At 59.3% G+C, this 19,800-nt stretch carries 17 protein-coding genes and 1 pseudogene; 10 read left to right on the top strand and 8 right to left on the bottom strand.

Going from position 1 to position 19,800, the window contains the following annotated elements; all coding sequences use genetic code 11:
- Positions 1–17 precede the first annotated feature (17 nt).
- Genes rph through hemW form a run of 3 tightly spaced genes read left to right on the top strand, consistent with a single transcriptional unit; the run spans position 18 to position 2,601 of the window.
- Complete coding sequence (gene rph / locus V6S97_RS10050; protein ID WP_060722824.1) at positions 18–734, top strand: ribonuclease PH; 717 nt, start codon at positions 18–20, stop codon at positions 732–734.
- Positions 735–751: 17 nt separating this feature from the next.
- Positions 752–1,396, top strand: coding sequence for an RdgB/HAM1 family non-canonical purine NTP pyrophosphatase (rdgB, locus tag V6S97_RS10045; protein WP_003503799.1), 645 nt, complete (start codon positions 752–754; stop codon positions 1,394–1,396).
- 5 nt (positions 1,397–1,401) lie between these two features.
- Positions 1,402–2,601 carry a radical SAM family heme chaperone HemW gene (gene hemW / locus V6S97_RS10040; RefSeq protein WP_060727139.1) on the top strand — a complete coding sequence of 400 codons (1,200 nt, stop codon included), beginning with the start codon at positions 1,402–1,404 and terminating at the stop codon, positions 2,599–2,601.
- A 230-nt stretch (positions 2,602–2,831) separates the two neighbouring features.
- Here the strand turns inward: hemW and dnaA are convergent, their stop codons facing one another.
- The 4 genes from dnaA to mutM all read right to left on the bottom strand — a co-directional run bounded on the left by dnaA (position 2,832) and on the right by mutM (position 7,329).
- Complete coding sequence (gene dnaA, locus V6S97_RS10035) at positions 2,832–4,292, bottom strand: chromosomal replication initiator protein DnaA (RefSeq protein WP_003503801.1); 1,461 nt, start codon at positions 4,290–4,292, stop codon at positions 2,832–2,834.
- Positions 4,293–5,163: 871 nt separating this feature from the next.
- A complete protein-coding gene (rpsT, locus tag V6S97_RS10030) occupies positions 5,164–5,430 on the bottom strand; it encodes a 30S ribosomal protein S20 (protein WP_003493474.1) in 267 nt (88 codons plus the stop codon).
- Between the two features lie 195 nt (positions 5,431–5,625).
- Positions 5,626–6,399, bottom strand: coding sequence for an enoyl-CoA hydratase (locus V6S97_RS10025; RefSeq protein ID WP_003503804.1), 774 nt, complete (start codon positions 6,397–6,399; stop codon positions 5,626–5,628).
- A 33-nt stretch (positions 6,400–6,432) separates the two neighbouring features.
- Positions 6,433–7,329 (bottom strand): bifunctional DNA-formamidopyrimidine glycosylase/DNA-(apurinic or apyrimidinic site) lyase, encoded by an 897-nt coding sequence (mutM, locus tag V6S97_RS10020; protein ID WP_003503806.1) that lies wholly within the window; start codon positions 7,327–7,329, stop codon positions 6,433–6,435.
- Between the two features lie 143 nt (positions 7,330–7,472).
- Between mutM and ubiE the strand changes: the two genes are divergently transcribed.
- From ubiE to V6S97_RS10005, 3 genes are all read left to right on the top strand, one after another.
- Positions 7,473–8,249, top strand: coding sequence for a bifunctional demethylmenaquinone methyltransferase/2-methoxy-6-polyprenyl-1,4-benzoquinol methylase UbiE (gene ubiE / locus V6S97_RS10015; RefSeq protein WP_003503808.1), 777 nt, complete (start codon positions 7,473–7,475; stop codon positions 8,247–8,249).
- A 36-nt stretch (positions 8,250–8,285) separates the two neighbouring features.
- A complete protein-coding gene (ubiB, locus tag V6S97_RS10010; protein WP_113076087.1) occupies positions 8,286–9,860 on the top strand; it encodes a 2-polyprenylphenol 6-hydroxylase in 1,575 nt (524 codons plus the stop codon).
- A 163-nt stretch (positions 9,861–10,023) separates the two neighbouring features.
- A complete protein-coding gene (locus V6S97_RS10005; protein ID WP_080865759.1) occupies positions 10,024–10,938 on the top strand; it encodes a sterol desaturase family protein in 915 nt (304 codons plus the stop codon).
- A gap of 7 nt (positions 10,939–10,945) precedes the next feature.
- Here the strand turns inward: V6S97_RS10005 and V6S97_RS10000 are convergent, their stop codons facing one another.
- The 3 genes from V6S97_RS10000 to V6S97_RS09990 all read right to left on the bottom strand — a co-directional run bounded on the left by V6S97_RS10000 (position 10,946) and on the right by V6S97_RS09990 (position 14,175).
- On the bottom strand, positions 10,946–11,320 hold the full coding sequence (locus V6S97_RS10000; RefSeq protein ID WP_003503813.1) for an MmcQ/YjbR family DNA-binding protein: 375 nt from the start codon (positions 11,318–11,320) through the stop codon (positions 10,946–10,948).
- Entirely contained in the window at positions 11,317–12,522 is a 1,206-nt protein-coding gene (gene coaBC, locus V6S97_RS09995) for a bifunctional phosphopantothenoylcysteine decarboxylase/phosphopantothenate--cysteine ligase CoaBC (protein ID WP_334426736.1), read from the bottom strand. The genes V6S97_RS10000 and coaBC overlap by 4 nt, the downstream gene beginning before the upstream one ends.
- A 69-nt stretch (positions 12,523–12,591) precedes the next feature.
- Complete coding sequence (locus V6S97_RS09990; protein ID WP_087743270.1) at positions 12,592–14,175, bottom strand: peptide chain release factor 3; 1,584 nt, start codon at positions 14,173–14,175, stop codon at positions 12,592–12,594.
- A 90-nt stretch (positions 14,176–14,265) separates the two neighbouring features.
- Between V6S97_RS09990 and dut the strand changes: the two genes are divergently transcribed.
- From dut to cysK, 3 genes are all read left to right on the top strand, one after another.
- The gene (dut, locus tag V6S97_RS09985; protein ID WP_060722818.1) at positions 14,266–14,736 is read left to right on the top strand and encodes a dUTP diphosphatase; all 471 of its coding nucleotides are present in this window, start codon (positions 14,266–14,268) and stop codon (positions 14,734–14,736) included.
- 143 nt (positions 14,737–14,879) lie between these two features.
- Positions 14,880–15,497 (top strand): LysE family translocator, encoded by a 618-nt coding sequence (locus tag V6S97_RS09980; protein ID WP_035212607.1) that lies wholly within the window; start codon positions 14,880–14,882, stop codon positions 15,495–15,497.
- A gap of 141 nt (positions 15,498–15,638) precedes the next feature.
- Positions 15,639–16,607 (top strand): cysteine synthase A, encoded by a 969-nt coding sequence (cysK, locus tag V6S97_RS09975; protein ID WP_334426734.1) that lies wholly within the window; start codon positions 15,639–15,641, stop codon positions 16,605–16,607.
- Positions 16,608–16,719: 112 nt separating this feature from the next.
- Here the strand turns inward: cysK and V6S97_RS09970 are convergent.
- Positions 16,720–17,622 (bottom strand): annotated as a pseudogene (locus tag V6S97_RS09970) (YifB family Mg chelatase-like AAA ATPase); the annotation flags it as partial.
- Between the two features lie 38 nt (positions 17,623–17,660).
- Here V6S97_RS09970 and V6S97_RS09965 point away from each other — a divergent pair.
- Complete coding sequence (locus tag V6S97_RS09965) at positions 17,661–19,304, top strand: recombinase family protein (RefSeq protein ID WP_334426733.1); 1,644 nt, start codon at positions 17,661–17,663, stop codon at positions 19,302–19,304.
- Positions 19,305–19,800: the final 496 nt, after the last annotated feature.

Here is a 19,800-nt window from a genome sequence, read left to right as displayed (position 1 = left end):
CATGGAGAGTGGATCATATGCGGCCTTCAGGCAGAAAAACCGACCAGATGCGCAAGGTTTCCTTCGAGCGCAATTTCTCGAAACATGCCGAAGGTTCCTGTCTGGTAAAATTCGGCGACACGCATGTGCTCGTCACCGCAAGTCTGGAAGAAAAGACGCCGCCATGGCTGCGCAACAGCGGCAAGGGCTGGGTCACCGCCGAATACGGCATGCTGCCGCGCTCCACCCATGAGCGCATGAAGCGCGAGGCCGCCTCCGGCAAGCAGGGCGGCCGCACGCAGGAAATTCAGCGCCTCATCGGCCGCTCGCTGCGCGCCGTCGTCGATCTGCAGGCACTCGGCGAACGACAGATCAGCATTGACTGCGACGTCATCCAGGCCGATGGCGGCACCCGCACCGCTTCCATCACCGGCGCATGGATTGCGCTCCATGATTGCCTGAAGTGGATGGAAACCCGCAACATGATCAAGGTCGAGAAGGTTCTGAAGGACCATATCGCGGCGATCTCCTGCGGTATCTTCGCCAACCAGCCGGTGATCGATCTCGATTATCTCGAGGATTCCTCCGCCGAGACCGATGCAAATTTCGTCATCACCGGTTCCGGCGGCATCGTCGAGGTTCAGGGAACGGCGGAAGGCGCGCCCTTCTCCGAGGAAGAATTCCTGACGTTGCTCGGTCTTGCCAAGGCCGGATGCAGCGAACTGGTCACCCTTCAGAAACAGGCCATCGCCTGAGCCGACAGGAAAACGTGATGCGCAAGCTCGATACCAGAACGATCGTCGTCGCCAGCCATAACAAGGGCAAGATCGCCGAAATCGCCGATCTGATCGGGCCTTTCGGCTTTTCCGCCAAATCGGCGGCGGAGCTGAATTTCTCGGAGCCGGACGAGACGGGCACCACCTTCGAGGAAAATGCCGCCATCAAGGCGCTTGCCTCCGCAAAGGCATCCGGTCTTCCGGCTTTGTCCGACGATTCCGGTCTGGTCATCGACGCGCTTGACGGTGCGCCTGGCGTCTATACCGCCAATTGGGCGGAGACGGCCGACGGCACGCGCGACTTCGCCATGGCGATGCAGAAGGTCGAGGATGCGCTTGCCGAGCGTGGTGCATCGAAGCTGGAAGATCGCACCGGCCGCTTTGTCAGTGTGCTGTGCCTTGCCTGGCCGGACGGGCATGTCGAATATTTCCGTGGCGAGGTGGAAGGCGCTGTCGTTTGGCCACCGCGTGGAACGAGCGGCTTCGGTTATGATCCCATCTTTAAGCCCGAAGGTTATGACACTACATTCGGCGAGATGAGCTCGGATGAAAAACACGGCTGGAAACACGGCGATGCCTTTGCGCTGTCGCACCGTGCCCGTGCCTTCAAGAAATTCGTAGAAACCTGCCTGGAGGCATGAACCCGATGGTCGGGGAGCATCAACTTTCTGCCCCCGGCGCATCGCTTCTGCCGGATACGGGCGATCCCGGTTTCGGGATCTATCTGCATTGGCCCTTCTGCGCGGCCAAATGTCCCTATTGCGATTTCAACAGCCATGTCCGCCACCGGCCGGTGGATCAGGAACGGTTTACGGCTGCCTTTCTCCGTGAAATGGAACATATGCGGACGCTGAGCGGCCCGCGCGTTGTGACCAGCATCTTCATGGGCGGCGGCACGCCATCACTGATGGACCCGCAGACGGTCGGCGCACTTCTCGATGGCGTCGCGCGCTTCTGGCATGTGCCTGACGGTATCGAGATCACCATGGAGGCCAATCCTTCCAGCGTCGAGGCGGAACGTTTTCGCGGTTATCGCGCGGCGGGCGTCAATCGTGTCTCACTCGGCGTGCAGGCGCTCAACGACCGCGACCTGAAGTTCCTCGGCCGCCTGCATGATGTTGCCGATGCCTTGAAAGCCATTCGGCTGGCGCGGGAGATTTTTCCGCGTATGTCCTTCGATCTCATTTATGCCCGCCCGAACCAGACCGTCGCCGAATGGGACGCGGAGCTAAAGGAGGCTGTCTCCTATGCCGTCGACCATCTGTCGCTCTACCAGCTGACCATCGAGGAAGGCACGCCTTTCTACGGCCTGCACAAGGCCGGCAAGCTCATCGTGCCGGATGGCGAGCATTCGGCCGTGCTTTATGAGGCAACCCAGGAAATCACCGAGCGTTACGGCATGCCGGCCTATGAGGTTTCCAACCACGCCCGGCCCGGCGCCGAAAGCCGCCACAACCTTACCTATTGGCGTTATGGTGACTACGCCGGCATTGGCCCCGGCGCGCATGGACGCCTGACGAGAGGCGCTTCCAAGCTCGCCACCGCCACCGAACGCCACCCGGAAAACTGGCTCGAAACCGTTGAGCGGGAAGGCCACGGCATGGTGGATCAGGAACTGCTCGGCGTCGACGAACAGGCCGACGAATTGCTGCTGATGGGCCTTCGCCTGCGCGAGGGCATCGATCTTGCGCGCTGGAGCGACCTTTCCGGCCGCGATCTCGACCCGGAAAAGGAAGAGTTCCTTCTGCAGCATGGTTTCGTGGAAAGGCTCGGCAATTCCCGCCTGCGCTGCACCCCTTCAGGCATGCTTATTCTGGATGCCGTGGTGGCGGACCTCGCCTGCTGATCCACAGCATCGACACGCCTCGAAACACCAATAAAAAAGCGGCCCGAAAGCCGCTTGAGGGTGATGACGAAGTCTGAAAACTTGCCTTCATCATGCTCTGGCCAATCCCGAGCATCTGCAACCTATTGATTTTACCATACGTGATCGGATCCTCGGGACAGTCCCGAGGATGGCGTCGAATATGAGAGGGGCTTGCCAACGGACTGAAGCGGCCCGAAGGCCGCTTCTTTTTATGCGTTGTTTTCGTTGATCAGGCGCTTCAGCAGCTCAACCTCATGGCCAAGCTTGGTGTCACCGGAAATCAGTTCCTCGATCTTGCGCACGGCATGCAGAACCGTGGTGTGATCGCGACCGCCGAAACGGCGACCAATCTCGGGGAAAGAGCGCGGCGTCAGCATCTTGGCCAGATACATGGCGATCTGGCGCGGCTTGACGATGACGCGGGTGCGACGGTTGGACACCAGTTCCTGCCGCGACACATTATAGTGCTTGGCAACGATGCGCTGAATATCCTCGATGCGCACGCGCTTGGCCTCACCCGTCCCGACGAGATGTGACAGCAGTTCATCGACACGGTCAACCGAGAGGTTCGGCTCAAAAGAGCGACGGAACATCAGCTGGTTAAAGGCACCTTCCAGTTCGCGTCCGCTCGCCGTCACGCTTTTGGCAACGTGGGTCAGGATTTCGTCCGAAATCTCGAAAGACGGATCGTCCTGGCGCGCCGAGCCGAGGCGGCGGTTGAGCATTTCGTAGCGCATGTCGTAATCGGGACCTTCGATCTCGATCGCCATGCCGCCCTGAAGACGGGAACGGACGCGCGGATCGAGCGATTCCAGCTCCCATGGCGCACGGTCAGCAGCGACCACGACCTGCTTGGCGCTGTCGAGCAGCATGTTCAGCAGGTGGCAGAATTCATGCTGGATCATCTTGCCCTGCAGGAACTGCATGTCGTCGATGACGAGCAGGTCGATATTGCGTAGCGTGTCCTTCAGCGTCAGGGCATCGTTGTCGCGGATTGCGGTCGCAAAACGCCACATGAAATATTCAGCTGTCAGATAGACCACGCGTGGATTGCGCGGGCTGTCGATGGCGGCATTGGCGATTGCCTGCAGAAGATGCGTCTTGCCGAGACCAACACCCGCATGGATGAACAGCGGGTTGAAGCGCACGGCGCCGGCACCGGCTTCGGCGATCGTCTTTGCCGCCGCAAGCGCGACGCGGTTAGATGAGCCTTCAACAAAGGTATCGAAAGTGAAACGTGTGTCGAGCGGCGAGCCGAACAACGGCCCGGAACCGCCCTGACGCAGGGTCGCCTGCGAAGCCGCGGGCTGCGCGGCAGGCGTGGCGGGCTGCGACGGTATAAAGGACTTGTTCCGCGGAGCCGCACCAACCTCCGCAACGGGCTGCACCCTCTCCTCGGTCTGAGCCGGACGGATCGGGCGGCTGGCCGAGCGGACCAGAATCTCCACCTTCAGCACATCCGGATCCTCGCTCTGGACGAGGTTGGTGATCAGGTCCATGTAACGGTTGTTGATCCAGGACTTCAGAAAGGTCGTCGGAACGGTAAAACGGACGACGCTTTTCGAAACGGTATGGAGTTTGAGCCGTGCGAACCAGCTTGCATAGACCTCCGGACCAACCTGTGCCTTGAGCCGCGCGCTAAAACGTTCAAACAGCGCATCGTGCGTCATAGCCGATTTGTCCCCTGCCGCATCTGAGCAAGCTGCATCACGCGTCTTTGGTGCGCGGTCCCCATCAGCCACCGCACCCATCGCCAAATTCAATTGCATATTGCCGCCTTTCAAATTGCCAATCATAGCCTGACGATCAAAGATCGACCGTCAGGGATCCCCCTCGTTTATTTCTGCCCCCAAGCGTTCCCCTCGAAAGAACGCCAAAGGCGACTACTTGTTTGCGAGCCGGTTATCCCATTTCCCTCCCCCTCATGGAGAGGCCTGCGACACGCTAAAAACGCTCCTTTCACTACAACCTTAAGGCGCATTCTTGAGGACAAAAAACCCCCGCCCGTTCCGGAGACCGAAACGGCACAAAAAGCTCCATGACCTGAAAAAACGGACCTCGAAAGACCCGTCAGCAAGAAGGTGAATATCGTCGATACGATCATCGAGATAATCTGTGGACTGAGATCCGCACCCCTTGTTGAAATGCATTTAGGCAGGATCGTGGGGAGAGATCAATGGCGTTTTTTCTGCAAAAACTCAGATCGGCCATTGACTCGCAAAGGCCGTTTTGCATCACCGACAGGGTGCGAAGCAGAATCGCTTATGAATCAATGAGATTCAATTTTGGCAATTTTTAAGAGCGGATTTTGGCAAAAAAATAAAAATCTTCTTGACTCAAAACTAGCTGCGACTTCCGTAGAGAAAGCCCCTGAGTTTTCCAGAGACCTCCAGCAAGTTATTGTTTTTACTGCAAATTTCCTGTCGTCCATCTGACATGCGTTTGTCACGTTACGGCAGCAATGGTTAACGGGCAGTTAGAATCACAAAAAGCCCGGTCAAAAGACCAGGCTTTTTGAATAATTATTTGTGATTAGCCGGATTAGGCGGAAAGAGCCTTAACGCGCTGTGCGAGACGCGACACCTTGCGGGATGCGGTGTTGCCGTGCAGAACGCCCCGGGTGGCGGCGCGCTGGATCTCGGGCTGAGCTGCCTTCAGAGCTTCGGTGGCGACTGCCAGATCACCGGAAGCGATGGCTTCCTCGACCTTGCGGATGAAGCCGCGAACGCGCGAACGGCGAGCCTTGTTGACTGCGGTACGGCGAGCGATCTTGCGGGTCGCCTTTTTCGCCGAAGTTGTATTGGCCATGTATGCCTCTCTTCGAATTCAAACCAAATTCCGCAACCATAGGATCGGGTCGTTAGAAGACCTCACGTAACCCAAGAATGCGGGAGTAATTTCGGACAAGCCGGATGGCTTTCCTTAACCGTGGGCGGGCATATACCGCTAAAGCTTACGCCCGTCAACGCGCAAAACGCTTAAAAGCGCCGATATTCCGAATCCTTAGCGATTCCGGAAAGCGGGTTTGCGCTTTTCCACGAAGGCGGCCATGCCCTCCTTCTGGTCCGCCGTGGCAAAGAGCGACTGGAACGAGCGTCTTTCAAATCTCAGACCTTCTGAAAGCGGCACCTCGAAGGAACGATTGACGCTTTCCTTGGCCATGAGCACGGAGGCACGCGACAGGGAAGCTATGCGGGTTGCGGCCTCCACCGCCTCGTCCATCAGATTTGCAGCCGGCACAACACGCGACACGAGACCGGCGCGCTCGGCTTCCGCTGCATCCATCATGCGGCCGGTCAGAACCAGGTCCATGGCCTTTGCCTTGCCGACTGCCCGTGTCAGCCGCTGCGAGCCGCCCATGCCGGGGATGACGCCGAGGGTGATTTCCGGCTGGCCGAACTTCGCCGTATCAGAAGCGATGATAAAATCGCACATCATCGCCAGTTCGCAGCCGCCGCCGAGCGCAAAACCGGAAACGGCGGCGATAACAGGCTTGCGGGTGGCCGCAACCTCGTCCCAGCCGCCGAGAAAATCGCCGACATAGGCATCGACGAAATCCAGCCCCTGCATTTCCTTGATGTCGGCGCCAGCAGCAAATGCCTTTTCCGAACCGGTAATAATGATCGCACCGATGGAATCATCGGCGGAAAACGAAGACAGAATGTGCCGCAGCTCTTTCAGAAGCACCGAATTGAGAGCGTTGAGCGCCTTGGGGCGGTTGAGGGTGATGACACCCACCTCATCGCGTTTCTCGACCAGTATCGTTTCATAGTCCACGGCAGTCTCCCCTTCTCCGTTACTCCGGCAGCATTACTTCTGGCAGGCGGCGCAATAAAAGGTCGAACGACCGGCCTGCACCACCCTTTCAACCGTACCCCCGCAGCCGGGTGTCCGGCAAGGCTGGCCTTCCTGATCGTAGACCGAAAAGGAATGCTGGAAATAACCGAGCGTTCCGTCCGTCTGTATATGGTCTCGTAATGAGGACCCGCCGGCGGCGATGGCGTCGGCGATGACATCGCGGATTTTCTCCGTCAGATCGACGAGTTGTGCTTTGGGCTTGCCACCTTTCGTTACCAGCGTTCCCGCGGCCCGCAAGGGCGAAAGATGCGCGCGCCACAGCGCCTCGCAGACATAGATATTGCCGAGGCCGGCGATGACCTTCTGGTCCAGCAGTGTGCTTTTCAGGGGCTGGCTTTTGCCCTCAAACCGGCTGGCCAGATATTCCGCGCTCAGCGCATTGCCTGTCGGCTCCGGGCCAAGCTCGGCAAAGGCCGGGTAAAGATCGAGCTTGTTGCGCTCCACCAGATGCATGAAGCCGAAGCGGCGCGGATCATTATAAATGACGCAGACGCGCTCTTCTCCTTGATCGAGATGAAAGACGACATGGTCGTGCTTGCCGTCCTTCGAGCGGGCGTGATGAAACGCGCCGGGCGTCTTGTCAGCCTCATCCGTTTCCGCCTCGATACGAAACGAACCGGACATGCCGAGATGGGAAACGATCGTCAGTCCGTCTTCCAGCTCGATGAGAAGATATTTCGCCCTTCGTCCGAGCGATATGATCGTCTTGCCCTCGATCAGCCCCGCGAAATCCTCCGGGAAAGGAAAGCGCAGATCCGGGCGGCCGAGATGCAGCCTGCGAATCCTTGCCCCTTCCATAGCAGGTGCAAGGCCACGTCTGACGGTTTCGACTTCTGGCAATTCTGGCATCTGGCTTATCCGACAGTTTATCGTTAGGACCATGTGGTCTATACAGTGCACGCGAAATGTCGCGCCCAGGCGATGCGGCAACAGATAGCGTTGCCATGGCGTTTCCGCTATGGTCCGCCACGCAATAAATATGGAGACAGACGATGACCGACGCCCGTACCACTGCCCAAGGCGGCATGGAAACGTCCTATGGCTTCCACAAGGTGGACGAAGGCAAAAAGCAGGGGCTGGTCAACGAGGTCTTCCATAAGGTGGCCAAGCGCTACGACATCATGAATGACGTAATGTCGGCTGGCCTGCACCGGCTGTGGAAGGACGCGATGGTCTCTTCGCTTTCGCCGCGCAAGGACCCGTCCTACAAGATTCTGGACGTTGCGGGCGGCACCGGCGATATCGCCTTCCGTATCATCGAAGCCTCCAACCGTCTGGCGCATGCCACCGTTCTCGATATCAACGGCTCGATGCTGGCCGTCGGCGAGGAGCGCGCGGCAAAAAAGAAGCTTTCCGACAATCTGACCTTCGTGGAGGCCAATGCCGAGGAGCTGCCCTTCGAGGCAAACAGTTTCGACGCCTATACGATCGCGTTTGGCATTCGCAATGTGCCACGCATCGATGTCGCGCTGAAAGAGGCACACCGTGTCTTGAAGCGTGGCGGGCGGCTGCTGGTGCTGGAATTTTCCGAAGTCGATATGCCGCTGCTTGACCGTGTTTATGACGCCTGGTCGTTCAACGCCATTCCGCAATTCGGCAAGATGATCACGGGTGATGCCGAGCCCTATCAATATCTGGTCGAATCGATCCGCAAATTCCCCAATCAGGAAGATTTCGCGACGATGATCCGCACCGCCGGCTTCTCCCGCGTGACCTACACCAATTACACCGGCGGCATCGCCGCCCTGCATTCCGGCTGGAAGCTTTAAGACCATGGCCGGTAAAAGCAGGAGACAAGCATAAGCATGAGTACTTTGGGCGCATATTTCCGCCTCGCGAGGGTTGGCTGGGTTCTCGTGCGCGAAGGCGTCGTGCTGGCCCTGCCGTCCGACGACCTGCCTGCTCCCGCCCAATTAATGAAAGCGCTGCTGAAGCCATTCGCCCGCAGCAAGGCGAAACGGGCGCAGCGCAGCGACCGGCTCGCGGTGGCTGTGGAGCGACTCGGGCCCTCCTATGTGAAGATGGGTCAGTTTCTCGCCACCCGGCCGGATGTGGTGGGCGCCGACTTCGCCGACGATCTCGCAAGCCTTCAGGACCGCATGGCCTTTTTCCCGGCGGCTGCGGCGAAGGCCAATATCGAAGGCTCGCTCGGACGGTCGGTGTCTGAACTCTACAGGGAATTCGGCGATCCGATCGCCGCGGCTTCCATTGCCCAGGTGCACCCGGCAATGGTGGATACACCAAAAGGGCCGCGCAAGATGGCCGTCAAGGTCATCCGTCCCGGCGTGCGTCAGCGTTTCCAGAACGATCTGGAGGCGATGTATCTGATCGCCGACCTGCAGCAGCGTTTCGTCCGCTCCGCCCGCCGCCTGCGCCCCGTCGAGGTGACGCGCACGCTGGAGCAGACCACCAAGATCGAGATGGATCTGCGGCTAGAGGCCGCCGCCCTTTCCGAACTTGCCGAAAATACCAAGGACGATCCGGGTTTCCGTGTTCCGGAGGTGGATTGGGAGCGCACCGGTCGCGATGTCGTCACCATGGAATGGATCGACGGTGTCAAGATGTCGGATATCGAGGGCCTGAAGGCCGCCGGCCACGACCTGAACAAGCTCGCCGATACGCTGATCCAGTCCTTCCTGCGGCATACGCTGCGCGATGGCTTCTTCCACGCCGACATGCATCCCGGCAATCTCTTCGTGGATGCTGAGGGCGAGATCGTTGCCGTCGATATGGGCATTGCCGGACGCCTTGGCAAAAAGGAACGCCGCTTCCTTGCCGAAATCCTCTACGGCTTCATTACCCGCGACTATATGCGGGTGGCTGAGGTGCATTTCGAGGCCGGTTATGTGCCGGGCCACCACGACAAAGCCAGTTTCGCGCAGGCGATCCGCGCCATTGGAGAACCGATCCACGGCCAGCCGGCCGAGACGATCTCCATGGGCAAGTTGCTGACGCTGCTGTTCGAAGTGACCGAACTCTTCGACATGGAGACGCGGCCGGAACTCGTCATGCTGCAAAAGACCATGGTGGTGGTGGAAGGCGTGTCGCGCATGCTCAATCCGCGCTTCAACATGTGGAAGGCGGCCGACCCGGTCGTTGGCGGCTGGATCAGGGACAATCTCGGACCGAAACGTGTCGTCACCGACCTGAAGGATGGCGTGAAAGCCGCCCTCAAGCTTGCCGAGGCAGCACCGGAGATTGCCGCCAAGACGGAAAAACTGCATTCCGAATTGATGTATATGAGCGAGAACGGCCTGCGTTTTGATGCGCAGACGGCGGAAGCCATTGGCAAGGCGGAAGCGCGCCACACCAAATGGGGACGGGTCGCTCTCTGGGTCATTGCGCTGACGCTTCTCTATATTGCGATCAGGGTGAGCTGAGCATTTCGGCACCGCTATGTGCCATGTTTGTGTAATGCATTGGAGCGATAAGGGTCTGATCTCTAGCCAAGACAGGTGATTGGTGCGGGTAAGGGTTGCTCGGAAGCCTGCGCGGAAGTGCGCCGATGGTAGAGACGGATACGCCGGACAGGATTTGATTTTGATGGCAAAAGCGCAAGTACTAAAAGCAGCCCTTTCCTATACCTCCTGGCCACTGGTGTTCGTCGGCGGCCTCGTCGGGTCCTATTTCGCTTTTACGAGCAGTCATCCGATCGCAGCCTTTCTCGCCGTTTATGCGGGCGCGGTTCTCAGCCTGTTTCTCCTCGAGCGCTATATTCCCTATGAAGTCGAATGGCTTGAGGGGGATGGTGAGACCATCAACAGCATCGGTCACACGCTTCTGACGAAGGGGCTCGTACAACTCGCTGCCGCCGCCGCGGCGATCTTCCCGATGGTAGCCGCGAATGTTCTGCAGCCGCTGGCGGCGATGCGGTTCGACCTGTGGCCTTCCCATTTGCCAATGATTGTCCAGGTCGCGCTTGCGGTGGCGATTGCCGAATTCGGTCTCTACTGGGCCCACCGCATTGCGCATGAAACGGTATTCTTCTGGCGGTTCCATGCCCTGCATCACAGCGTCGTGCGGCTCTGGGTCGTCAATACCGGTCGGTTTCATGTGGCCGACTCCCTGTTCAAGATCGCGCTCAGCCAGATTCCGCTCTATTTCATGGGTGCGCCGCTTCAGGTTTTCTGGTGGCTCGGCGCCGTGACCGCCTTCATCGGTATTTTGACCCATTGCAATGTCGATATGAAAACGGGGCTGCTCGATTATATCTTCAGCACGCCGCGCCTGCACCGCTGGCACCATTCGAAGCAGCTTCCGGAAGGAAACACCAATTACGGCGAAAACCTCGTCATCTTCGATCTCATTTTCGGGTCCTACCACAACCCCGACCGGCCCTCTTCCACCGATATCGGCATCAAGGGTGAGATCGCAAAGGGGTTTGTGCCGCAGCTCCTGCAGCCCTTCACCAAAGAAGGCGTCCGCCAGATCATTGGCAAGGACAAGAAGGTCAACTGACGGTAAATTATAAACGGGGCGCGGTATCGATCACGATGCCGAGTTCGCCCCGCAGCTTTTTTGTCAGGCCGGCGGCGACAAGCTCGTAGGAACGGCGCACATAGTGCTCCAGTTCTTCCTGTTCGAGCGGTGAATGATCGGCAATCGACACCCATTTGCGTTTCGCAAAATAGGGCGCCTGAGCGATGCCCTCGAGTGAGGTCAATATTTCGAAGCTCTCTTCCGAGCATTTCACCACCAGCCGCCAGTCCTCCCGCTCGCCGAGCACGGCAAAGACCTTGTCGCCTACCTTTGCCACATGCGAGTCCCATTGATCGACGAAGCGTACGCCCGGCCATTCACCCAGCACCCTGTCAAATGTCTTGCGATCGAACAGGCTCATGCGAGTTTCTCCGCGATCAGTGCCGCCAGACGTTTTGCGACTTCGGTCTTGTCCAGATCAGGCCAGGCCTCGACACCGTCCGCTGAAATGATTTTCACGCTGTTGCGGTCCCCGCCCATGATGCCGGTTTGCGCCGAGACATCATTGGCGACGATATAATCCGCCCCCTTGCGTTCCAGCTTCGCCCGGCCGTTCTTTTCGATATCCTGTGTTTCAGCGGCAAAACCCACCACCAGCGTCGGGCGCTTTTCATGATGGCCGACGGTTTTGAGAATATCGGGATTTTCCGTCAGCTGCAGCGCCGGCGGCGCATCGCCCGGTTGCTTCTTGATCTTCTGTTCCGATGAACCCGTCACCCGCCAGTCGGCGACGGCGGCGACCATGACGGCGATATCCGCCGGCAGCCTCGAGATCACCGCGTCGCGCATCTCCTCGGCGCGTTCGACATGAACTGTTTCAACACCTGCCGGATCGGCAATCGTGACGGGACCGGAAACCAGCGTGACCTTTGCACCCAGTTCCGCCAGAGCCGCCGCAATGGCATGGCCCTGCTTGCCGGAGGAACGGTTGGCGATATAGCGCACGGGATCAATCGGCTCGTGCGTGGGACCGGAGGTGACGATGGCCGTTTTACCCTGCAGAGGCTTTCGCCCCTCATCCAGCAGTGCGGCGACGGCTTCAACGATCTGCAATGGCTCGGCCATGCGGCCAAAACCAGCCTCGCCCTTCTCTGCCATCTCACCGACCATGGGTCCGATGAAAAACACCCCGTCTTTTTTCAGCGTTTCGACATTTCGTACTGTCGGTTTGGCAGACCACATTTTCGGGTTCATTGCCGGAGCCACCAGCACCTTGCGATCCGTCGCAAGAAGAATCGTGGAGGCAAGATCATCTGCCAGACCGTGCGCCATCTTCGCCATCAGATCGGCTGTGGCGGGAGCCACCAGCACGAGATCGCAGTCGCGCGCCAGCCTGATATGGCCTACATCCTGTTCATCCTGCCGTGAAAAAAGCTCGGTAAAGACATGGGTGGCGGACAGCGCGCCGACGGCAAGCGGGGTGACGAATTCCTGCGCGCCCTTCGTCATCACTGGCGTCACCTTAGCGCCACGCTCTTTCAGGCGGCGGATGAGATCGAGGCTCTTATAGGCCGCGATGCCGCCGGAGATGATGAGGAGAATATGTTTGCCTGAAAGCGTCATGATGCCGGACCAGTTTCCCGTTTCAGGGGAAACTAAGCCCTTGGCATTCAAAGTGCAATCCGGCTGATATCACGCCGCCTTGGCGACGTGATATTCCTTGATCGCGACCATCTTGATCGCCGGAAAACGCTCGGATTCGTAACGTAGCGAGAAGGCGTCCTGCGCCAGAAACACCGGATCGCCGTCCAGATCGCGAGCGATATCGCCGCGTTTGACGTTGAGGAACTTGTCCATTTCCGCCGGCTGATCGGAAGAAATCCAGCGGCAGACCGAAAAACGCGACATTTCGAAGGAGACCGGCAGGCCGTATTCGCCCATCAGGCGCTCCTTCAACACATCGAGCTGCAGCGCGCCGACGACGCCGACGATGGCGGGAGAGCCGTCTTCCGGCGAAAAGAGCTGCACAACGCCCTCTTCGGCCATCTGCTGCAGGGCTTCCTTCAGCTTCTTCGCCTTCATGGCGTCTTCCAGACGCACGCGGCGCAGGATTTCCGGCGAGAAGTTCGGCACGCCCTGAAATACGAGGTTTTCCCCCTCGGTCAGCGTATCGCCGATGCGCAGCGTGCCGTGGTTCGGGATGCCTACCACGTCGCCCGCAAAGGCGGTATCTGCCAGCTGGCGCTGCGAAGCGAAGAAGAATTGCGGCGCGGTGAGCCCCATCTGCTTGCCGGTGCGAGCAAGCCGCGCCTTCATGCCGCGCTCCAGCTTGCCGGAGCAGATGCGGGCGAAAGCGATACGGTCGCGATGGTTCGGATCCATATTCGCCTGAATCTTGAAGACAAAGGCCGTCATTTTCTCTTCAGCCGCATGTACGGTGCGCGTATCCGCCACCTGATCGCGCGGCGGCGGGGCGAAATCGCCAAGCGCATTGATGAGGTCACGCACACCGAAATTGCGCAGCGCCGAACCGAAGAACACCGGCGTCATGTGGCCTTCGAGGAAGGCCTGACGATCGAAAGGACGGCAGGCTTCCAGCGCAAGCTCGGTTTCTTCGACAAAAAGCTGACGTTCATTTTCCGGCAGGCGATCGGCAACCGCCTGCGGACCGTTGACCGGCAGCCCGTCAACCTGGGTATCGTTGCCGCGGAAGGTATTTTCGGCGAGATTATAGGCGCCGCAGAAGGTTTTGGCGCGACCGACCGGCCAGGTGATGGGCGCAGTATCGAGCGCGAGCTTTTCCTCGACCTCATCCAGAACCTCGAAGGGATCGCGGCTTTCGCGGTCCATCTTGTTGATGAAGGTGATGATCGGGATATCGCGCATACGGCAGACTTCGAAGAGCTTCAGCGTGCGCGGCTCGATACCCTTGGCGGCGTCGATGACCATGATCGCCGCATCCACCGCCGTCAGCGTGCGGTAGGTATCATCGGCAAAGTCCTCGTGGCCGGGCGTATCGAGAATATTGAAGACCCGGTCGTTATATTCGAAGGTCATGACCGAGGTGACGACCGAAATGCCGCGCTCGCGCTCGATCTTCATCCAGTCCGAACGGGTCTGGATGCGATCCTTCTTCGCCTTCACTTCACCGGCAAGCTGGATCGCTCCGCCGAACAGCAGAAGTTTTTCGGTAAGCGTGGTCTTACCCGCGTCCGGGTGCGCGATAATAGCAAAGGTGCGGCGGCGGGAGACCGCCTCGGCAAGTGTTTCGGCCATCTGACAAATCCTGTGGAATTGCGGGCTATCTAGCGTTTCAGGCCCGCATTTGCAATTGACCTTGCCGCGATCTCGGCAAACTAATGCCGCATGACCGTTCAAAATGACAATAGCCCCCTTCTCCGTCTCGTCCGTCTCGCCAATGGCGCAGACCTCGAATTGCCGTCCTACGAAACCCGTGGCGCCGCCGGCATGGACCTGCGCGCTGCCGTGCCCGCCGGTGAAACGCTGACCCTGCAACCGGGTGAACGCGCGCTGGTCCCGACCGGTTTCATCTTCGAGGTTCCGCAGGGTTACGAGGCGCAAATCCGCCCCCGCTCCGGCCTCGCCATCAAGAACGGCATCACCTGCCTCAACTCTCCCGGCACAGTGGACAGCGATTATCGCGGCGAAGTGAAGGTCATTCTCGCCAATCTGGGGCAAGACGTTTTTATCATCGAACGCGGCATGCGCATCGCGCAGATGGTGATCGCGCCGGTAACCCAGGTTGTCGTGAGCGAGGTGACGGAGACCTCCGAGACGGCGCGGGGCGCCGGCGGTTTCGGCTCCACCGGCGTTTAGCCACACCGCTTGGCCGCCACGCTGGGAAGCCCGCTCGATCAGACCGTGTGTTCTGCCGTTGCGGCAGGACAGAGGGAGTGGACTGATTGTCTTTGCCGGGCAATTTCGCTATGGATTTGGCGGATTTTCCGGGAAACACTATCATGACGCTGACGACCCTTTTCGCTTATGCTACCGCCCTCTTCATCGCCGCCGCCATTCCCGGCCCCGGCATGACGGCGATCGTGGCGCGAGCTCTGGGTTCAGGCTTTCGGGAAACCTTCTTCATGGGTCTCGGGCTGGTGCTGGGCGACATGATTTACCTGACCGGTGTGATCCTGGGGCTGGCCTTCGTCGCGCAGACCTTTCAGGAAGCCTTCATGGTGCTGAAATTCGCGGGTGCTGCCTATCTCCTCTATATCGCCTGGAAGCTTTGGACCGCCGGCCTGCTGCCACAGGAACTCAAGGCCAAGAAAAGCACCAGCATGCCGATGTCCTTTCTCTCCGGCCTGCTGATCACGCTTGGCAATCCGAAAACCATGCTGTTTTATGTGGCGCTGGTGCCGACGCTGATCGATATCCGCATGATCGGCCCTTCGGAATATGCGACACTTCTCGCCATCACCTTCGTCGTGCTGATGGCGGTTCTCCTGCCTTATATCCTGCTTGCGGCCAAGGCGCGTAACCTCCTGAAAAGGCCGAGCGCCTTGACGATCCTCAACCGCACGGCGGCGGGCATTCTGGCGGGAACGGCGACCATGATCGCGATCCGCAGCACGTAAAACAAATTCGTGCATTTATGCGATTTATCGTGAAATTATTCCTGTAATTCGGGGATATTAGGACGAACGTTCGCTAGCTTGAGAAAGCTATTGCTCCTATTCTGCCGCTCAAATCTTGCGGTCTTTACACAGGAGAACATCATGCCCGAAGCCAGAAAGCCCGGACGCGGACGCGTCTATTCCTCTATTACGGAAACAATCGGCGATACGCCGATCGTGCGGCTCGACAAGCTGGCGAAGGAGAAGGGCGTGAAGGCCAACCTTCTCGCCAAGCTCGAATTTTTCAATCCCATCGCTTCCGTGAAGGACCGCATCGGCGTCGCCATGATCGAAGCTCTGGAAGCGCAGGGCAAGATCACCCCCGGCAAGACCACGCTGGTGGAGCCGACCTCGGGCAACACGGGTATTGCCCTCGCCTTTGCCGCTGCCGCGAAGGGCTACAAGCTGATCCTGACCATGCCTGAAACCATGTCGGTTGAACGCCGGAAAATGCTGGCCCTGCTCGGCGCCGAACTGGTGTTGACCGAAGGTCCGAAGGGCATGAAGGGCGCCATCGCCAAGGCGCAGGAACTGGCCGAGACGCTGCCTGACGCGATCATTCCGCAGCAGTTCGAAAACCCTGCCAATCCGGATATTCACCGCAAGACGACGGCGGAAGAAATCTGGAACGACACCGAAGGCACGGTCGATATTCTCGTCTCGGGCATTGGCACCGGCGGCACCATCACCGGCACGGGCCAGGTGCTGAAATCACGCAAGCCTGAAGTGAAGGTGATTGCCGTCGAGCCCGCCGACAGCCCGGTTCTTTCCGGCGGCAACCCCGGCCCGCACAAGATTCAGGGCATAGGCGCCGGTTTTGCCCCGGCCATCCTCGACACCGGCATTTATGACGAGATCGTCACCGTCACCAATGACGAGGCTTTCGAAATCGCACGTCTGGCGGCGAGGCTGGAAGGCGTGCCTGTCGGCATTTCCTCGGGTGCGGCGCTGGCGGCGGCCATCAAGGTTGGTGCGCGTGAGGAAAATGCCGGCAAGAACATCGTCGTCATCATTCCTTCCTTTGCGGAACGCTACCTTTCGACGGCGCTTTTCGACGGCCTTGGGCTTTAAGCCAGGCTTTCAAGCGCAGTGCGATCCCGCATCCGATTAGCGAATATCCCGATGTGCCGCCGGCCCCGCTGGCGGCACAATGGTTTTTAGGCAAAGCACAAAGGGCGACCTTTTACGCCGCCGCCGTAAGCCTTTCCCCTGCGATACGATAGGACACAGCTTCCGCCACATGGATGCGGCCAACCGTCTGCTTGCCATCCAGATCGGCCAGGGTGCGGGCAACCTTGAGAATGCGATGATAACCGCGCGCGGAAAACTTCAGCCGCTCGGCGGCATCGCGCAGCAATTGCAGCCCGGATGCATCCGGCTCGGCATATTTTTCTATCAGGGTCGTCGTGCAGCGAGCGTTCGTGCGAATGGCGGCAAATCCCGCCGCCGCGTAGCGTTCCTGCTGCGCAAGGCGTGCCCGGGCGACCCGGGCGGCCACCACCGCACTCGGCTCGGCCACCACGGGGCGAATGAGATCGGCGGCGGAGACAGCGGGAACGTCGATGCGGATATCGATACGGTCTAGCAACGGTCCGGAAATGCGGGCCTGATAATCGGTTACACAGCGCTGGCCTCGGGCGCAGTTGAAACCCGGCTCTCCCGCCATGCCGCACCTGCAGGGGTTCATGGCCGCAACGAGTTGGATTTCTGCCGGATAGCTGACGCGGTGATTGGCTCGCGCAATGATGCATTCGCCCGTTTCCAGCGGCTGGCGAAGCGCATCCAGCACCTGCGGCGAAAATTCCGGGAACTCATCCAGAAAAAGAACGCCGTGATGGGCAAGCGAAGCTTCGCCCGGTTTGGCACGCAGCCCTCCGCCGATCAGCGCCGCCATGGTGGCGGAATGGTGCGGCGTGCGGAAAGGCCTGCGGTCCGACAGCTTGCCACCCGACAATTGGCCGGCGATGGAATGGACCATGGACACTTCCAGCAACTCCGCCACTTCCAGCGGGGGCAGGATGGAAGGCAAGCGGGCTGCGAGCATGGATTTACCCGAACCGGGTGGGCCGACCATCAGCAAGTTATGCTACATTACTCCGACGTTTTGTGATATCGGATTCCAGCATGACAAAAGCCTACTCCTACATCCGCTTCTCATCCCCGGAACAAGCACAAGGAGACTCCCTCCGTCGCCAGACCGCCAAGGCAGAGGCGTGGGCGCAACAACGAGGCCTTGTCCTAGATGACTCTCTACGAGACCTGGGCGTCAGTGCTTACCATGGCGCGAACCGGACGACCGGAGCCCTCAAGTCGTTTCTGGGGATGGTTGAGGACGGAAGGATACCACGCGGCTCTTACCTGATAGTTGAAAGCCTAGACCGCATCTCTCGCGAGGCGGTCATGGATGCAGCCACTAGGCTCTTCGCTCTGATCCAAGCGGGCATCATCGTAGTCACACTCAGTGATGGTCAGGAGTATTCCGAGGAACGGCTTCGCGCCGACTGGCTCCCTCTCGTCTTTTCTTTGATTGTCATGGCACGAGCGCATGAGGAATCTCGCATCAAATCCGAGCGCGTCGGTGAAGCATGGAAGCAGAAGAAGGAGAAGGCGCGGGATGAAGGAAAACCGCTCACCCGGAGATGCCCGGAGTGGTTGGAAATCCGAGATGGCGCATTCGTAGAACGCCCTGAAAGGGTAGCCCTCATCCGGCGCGTGTTCCAAGAGACGATCGACGGATTCGGGCGGCGTGAAATCGTTCGTCGGCTGAACTCCGAGGGTATTCCGACTTTTCGGGGTGGCGAGGGATGGCACACATCCAGTGTCGCCAAGATCATAAAAAGTCGTGCAGTTCTCGGCGAGTACCAGCCTCACAGCGGTACCCACCGCAACGGCAACCGGAAAGCTGAAGGCGATCCCATCCCGGACTACTATCCATCAATCATCGAGAGCGCCACCTACTGGCAAGCGCAAGGTGCGACACAGGGGCGAAGGCAGAATGCCGCCGGACGGACGGGCATGTCCGGCTCGCACTTGTTTCAAGGCCTTGCCCGATGTGCTCATTGCGACGGCGCCATGCACATCGTCAACAAAGGCAAGCCTCCAAAGGGTAGCATCTATCTCGTCTGTTCGAACAACATGCGCAAGGTAGGTTGCGACAATGACCGCCGCTGGCGTGTCGATGTCTTAGAACCGATCCTGATCGCAGCCGTCGATATGTTGGATCAGACAGCGTTCGACAGCGAGAGCCAGGAAGTCAACCACCTGCACGCAAGGGCCGGGGCGATGAAAACGCAGATCGCCGACTTTGAGCAACGGCAGCGGAGCCTCATCCCTCTTGTTGAAATCGGAGACGATACCGCAACGGGCCGTTCCATCGAGCTAGCGAAGCTCATCAAGCGGGCCAAGAAGGATCTCAAAGCGATTGACGACGAGGTCGCGACCGCAGCCGCGACGCCTGATCTCGCGGCCAGCCTGGCATCAGCAGCATCAATGTCGAAGCAATTGGAGGAAAGCTCCGATATCGAAGAACGCCGAGAGCTACGTACCAGACTTCGAACAATCGTTAGAGAAGTTGTACAGGCCGTTGAATGCCATCACAGCTTCGGCGCAATCGCCGTGTTCCGGCATCGTCCATCTTTCCGGATCAACAACAGACGGAGTCGATACCGATTCACTCAGGTAACGATTGATGGCATGCCCCGTATCCTCCTTGATCAGAATATACCCGAAGAAGTCAAAGACCAGTGGGTGGCGCAATGGGGGTTCTGATTGCCTCGACGGAGGCAGTCGGTCCCGCGTCCCGCCATTGGCGGCACTATGTTGACGCTCCTGCGGCTGCCCCGGGAACCGCCTCGGCATGCGCGAATTCCCGCCGTCTCCCGCACCGGGTCGCTATGCTGACGGCTCCGATATGCTCATCTATGTAATTCGGCAGGGGTTCCCCTCAGCTTCCCCCACGACGAATCTCCCTCGCTTCGGATCGAGCCGCTTGTCTCGATCCGATCGCCTACGGCGACCGCTCCTCCCGATTAGTCCCGTGGCCCCGCGCTTCGGTGACTGTCCCATGGGCCGCTCAGAAACGGCCTTCGGCCTGCGGCATCCCCCTTGGAGGGGCATGCCTCTTCCGAGCATGGCGACCCATGCGACAGTCAACCCCTGCCTGCCGCCGTGCCATCCTGAATCAGTGTTAACTTTCCGATCGCCATCCGATCGCTGAACCCGGAAATGATTTCCCGGAAGCCTGGGCCCGACTCCTGAAATCTGC

The sequence above is a fragment of the Agrobacterium sp. CCNWLW155 genome, assembly GCF_036888815.1.
Lineage (GTDB): Bacteria > Pseudomonadota > Alphaproteobacteria > Rhizobiales > Rhizobiaceae > Agrobacterium > Agrobacterium radiobacter.
The sequence above is the reverse complement of the archived record's forward strand: the minus strand, read 5'-3'. Positions and strand labels throughout refer to the sequence as shown.

Excerpts from the sequence above, each read along its gene's own strand:
- coaBC (WP_334426736.1), bottom strand. The coding sequence starts at position 12,522 with ATGACGCTTTCAGGCAAACATATTCTCCTCATCATCTCCGGCGGCATC.
- dut (WP_060722818.1), top strand. The coding sequence starts at position 14,266 with ATGACCGTTCAAAATGACAATAGCCCCCTTCTCCGTCTCGTCCGTCTC.
- ubiE (WP_003503808.1), top strand. The coding sequence starts at position 7,473 with ATGACCGACGCCCGTACCACTGCCCAAGGCGGCATGGAAACGTCCTAT.
- mutM (WP_003503806.1), bottom strand. The coding sequence starts at position 7,329 with ATGCCAGAATTGCCAGAAGTCGAAACCGTCAGACGTGGCCTTGCACCT.
- hemW (WP_060727139.1), top strand. The coding sequence starts at position 1,402 with ATGGTCGGGGAGCATCAACTTTCTGCCCCCGGCGCATCGCTTCTGCCG.
- V6S97_RS10000 (WP_003503813.1), bottom strand. The coding sequence starts at position 11,320 with ATGAGCCTGTTCGATCGCAAGACATTTGACAGGGTGCTGGGTGAATGG.
- V6S97_RS10005 (WP_080865759.1), top strand. The coding sequence starts at position 10,024 with ATGGCAAAAGCGCAAGTACTAAAAGCAGCCCTTTCCTATACCTCCTGG.
- dnaA (WP_003503801.1), bottom strand. The coding sequence starts at position 4,292 with ATGACGCACGATGCGCTGTTTGAACGTTTTAGCGCGCGGCTCAAGGCA.
- V6S97_RS09990 (WP_087743270.1), bottom strand. The coding sequence starts at position 14,175 with ATGGCCGAAACACTTGCCGAGGCGGTCTCCCGCCGCCGCACCTTTGCT.
- V6S97_RS09965 (WP_334426733.1), top strand. The coding sequence starts at position 17,661 with ATGACAAAAGCCTACTCCTACATCCGCTTCTCATCCCCGGAACAAGCA.
- rph (WP_060722824.1), top strand. The coding sequence starts at position 18 with ATGCGGCCTTCAGGCAGAAAAACCGACCAGATGCGCAAGGTTTCCTTC.
- rdgB (WP_003503799.1), top strand. The coding sequence starts at position 752 with ATGCGCAAGCTCGATACCAGAACGATCGTCGTCGCCAGCCATAACAAG.
- ubiB (WP_113076087.1), top strand. The coding sequence starts at position 8,286 with ATGAGTACTTTGGGCGCATATTTCCGCCTCGCGAGGGTTGGCTGGGTT.
- cysK (WP_334426734.1), top strand. The coding sequence starts at position 15,639 with ATGCCCGAAGCCAGAAAGCCCGGACGCGGACGCGTCTATTCCTCTATT.
- rpsT (WP_003493474.1), bottom strand. The coding sequence starts at position 5,430 with ATGGCCAATACAACTTCGGCGAAAAAGGCGACCCGCAAGATCGCTCGC.
- V6S97_RS09980 (WP_035212607.1), top strand. The coding sequence starts at position 14,880 with ATGACGCTGACGACCCTTTTCGCTTATGCTACCGCCCTCTTCATCGCC.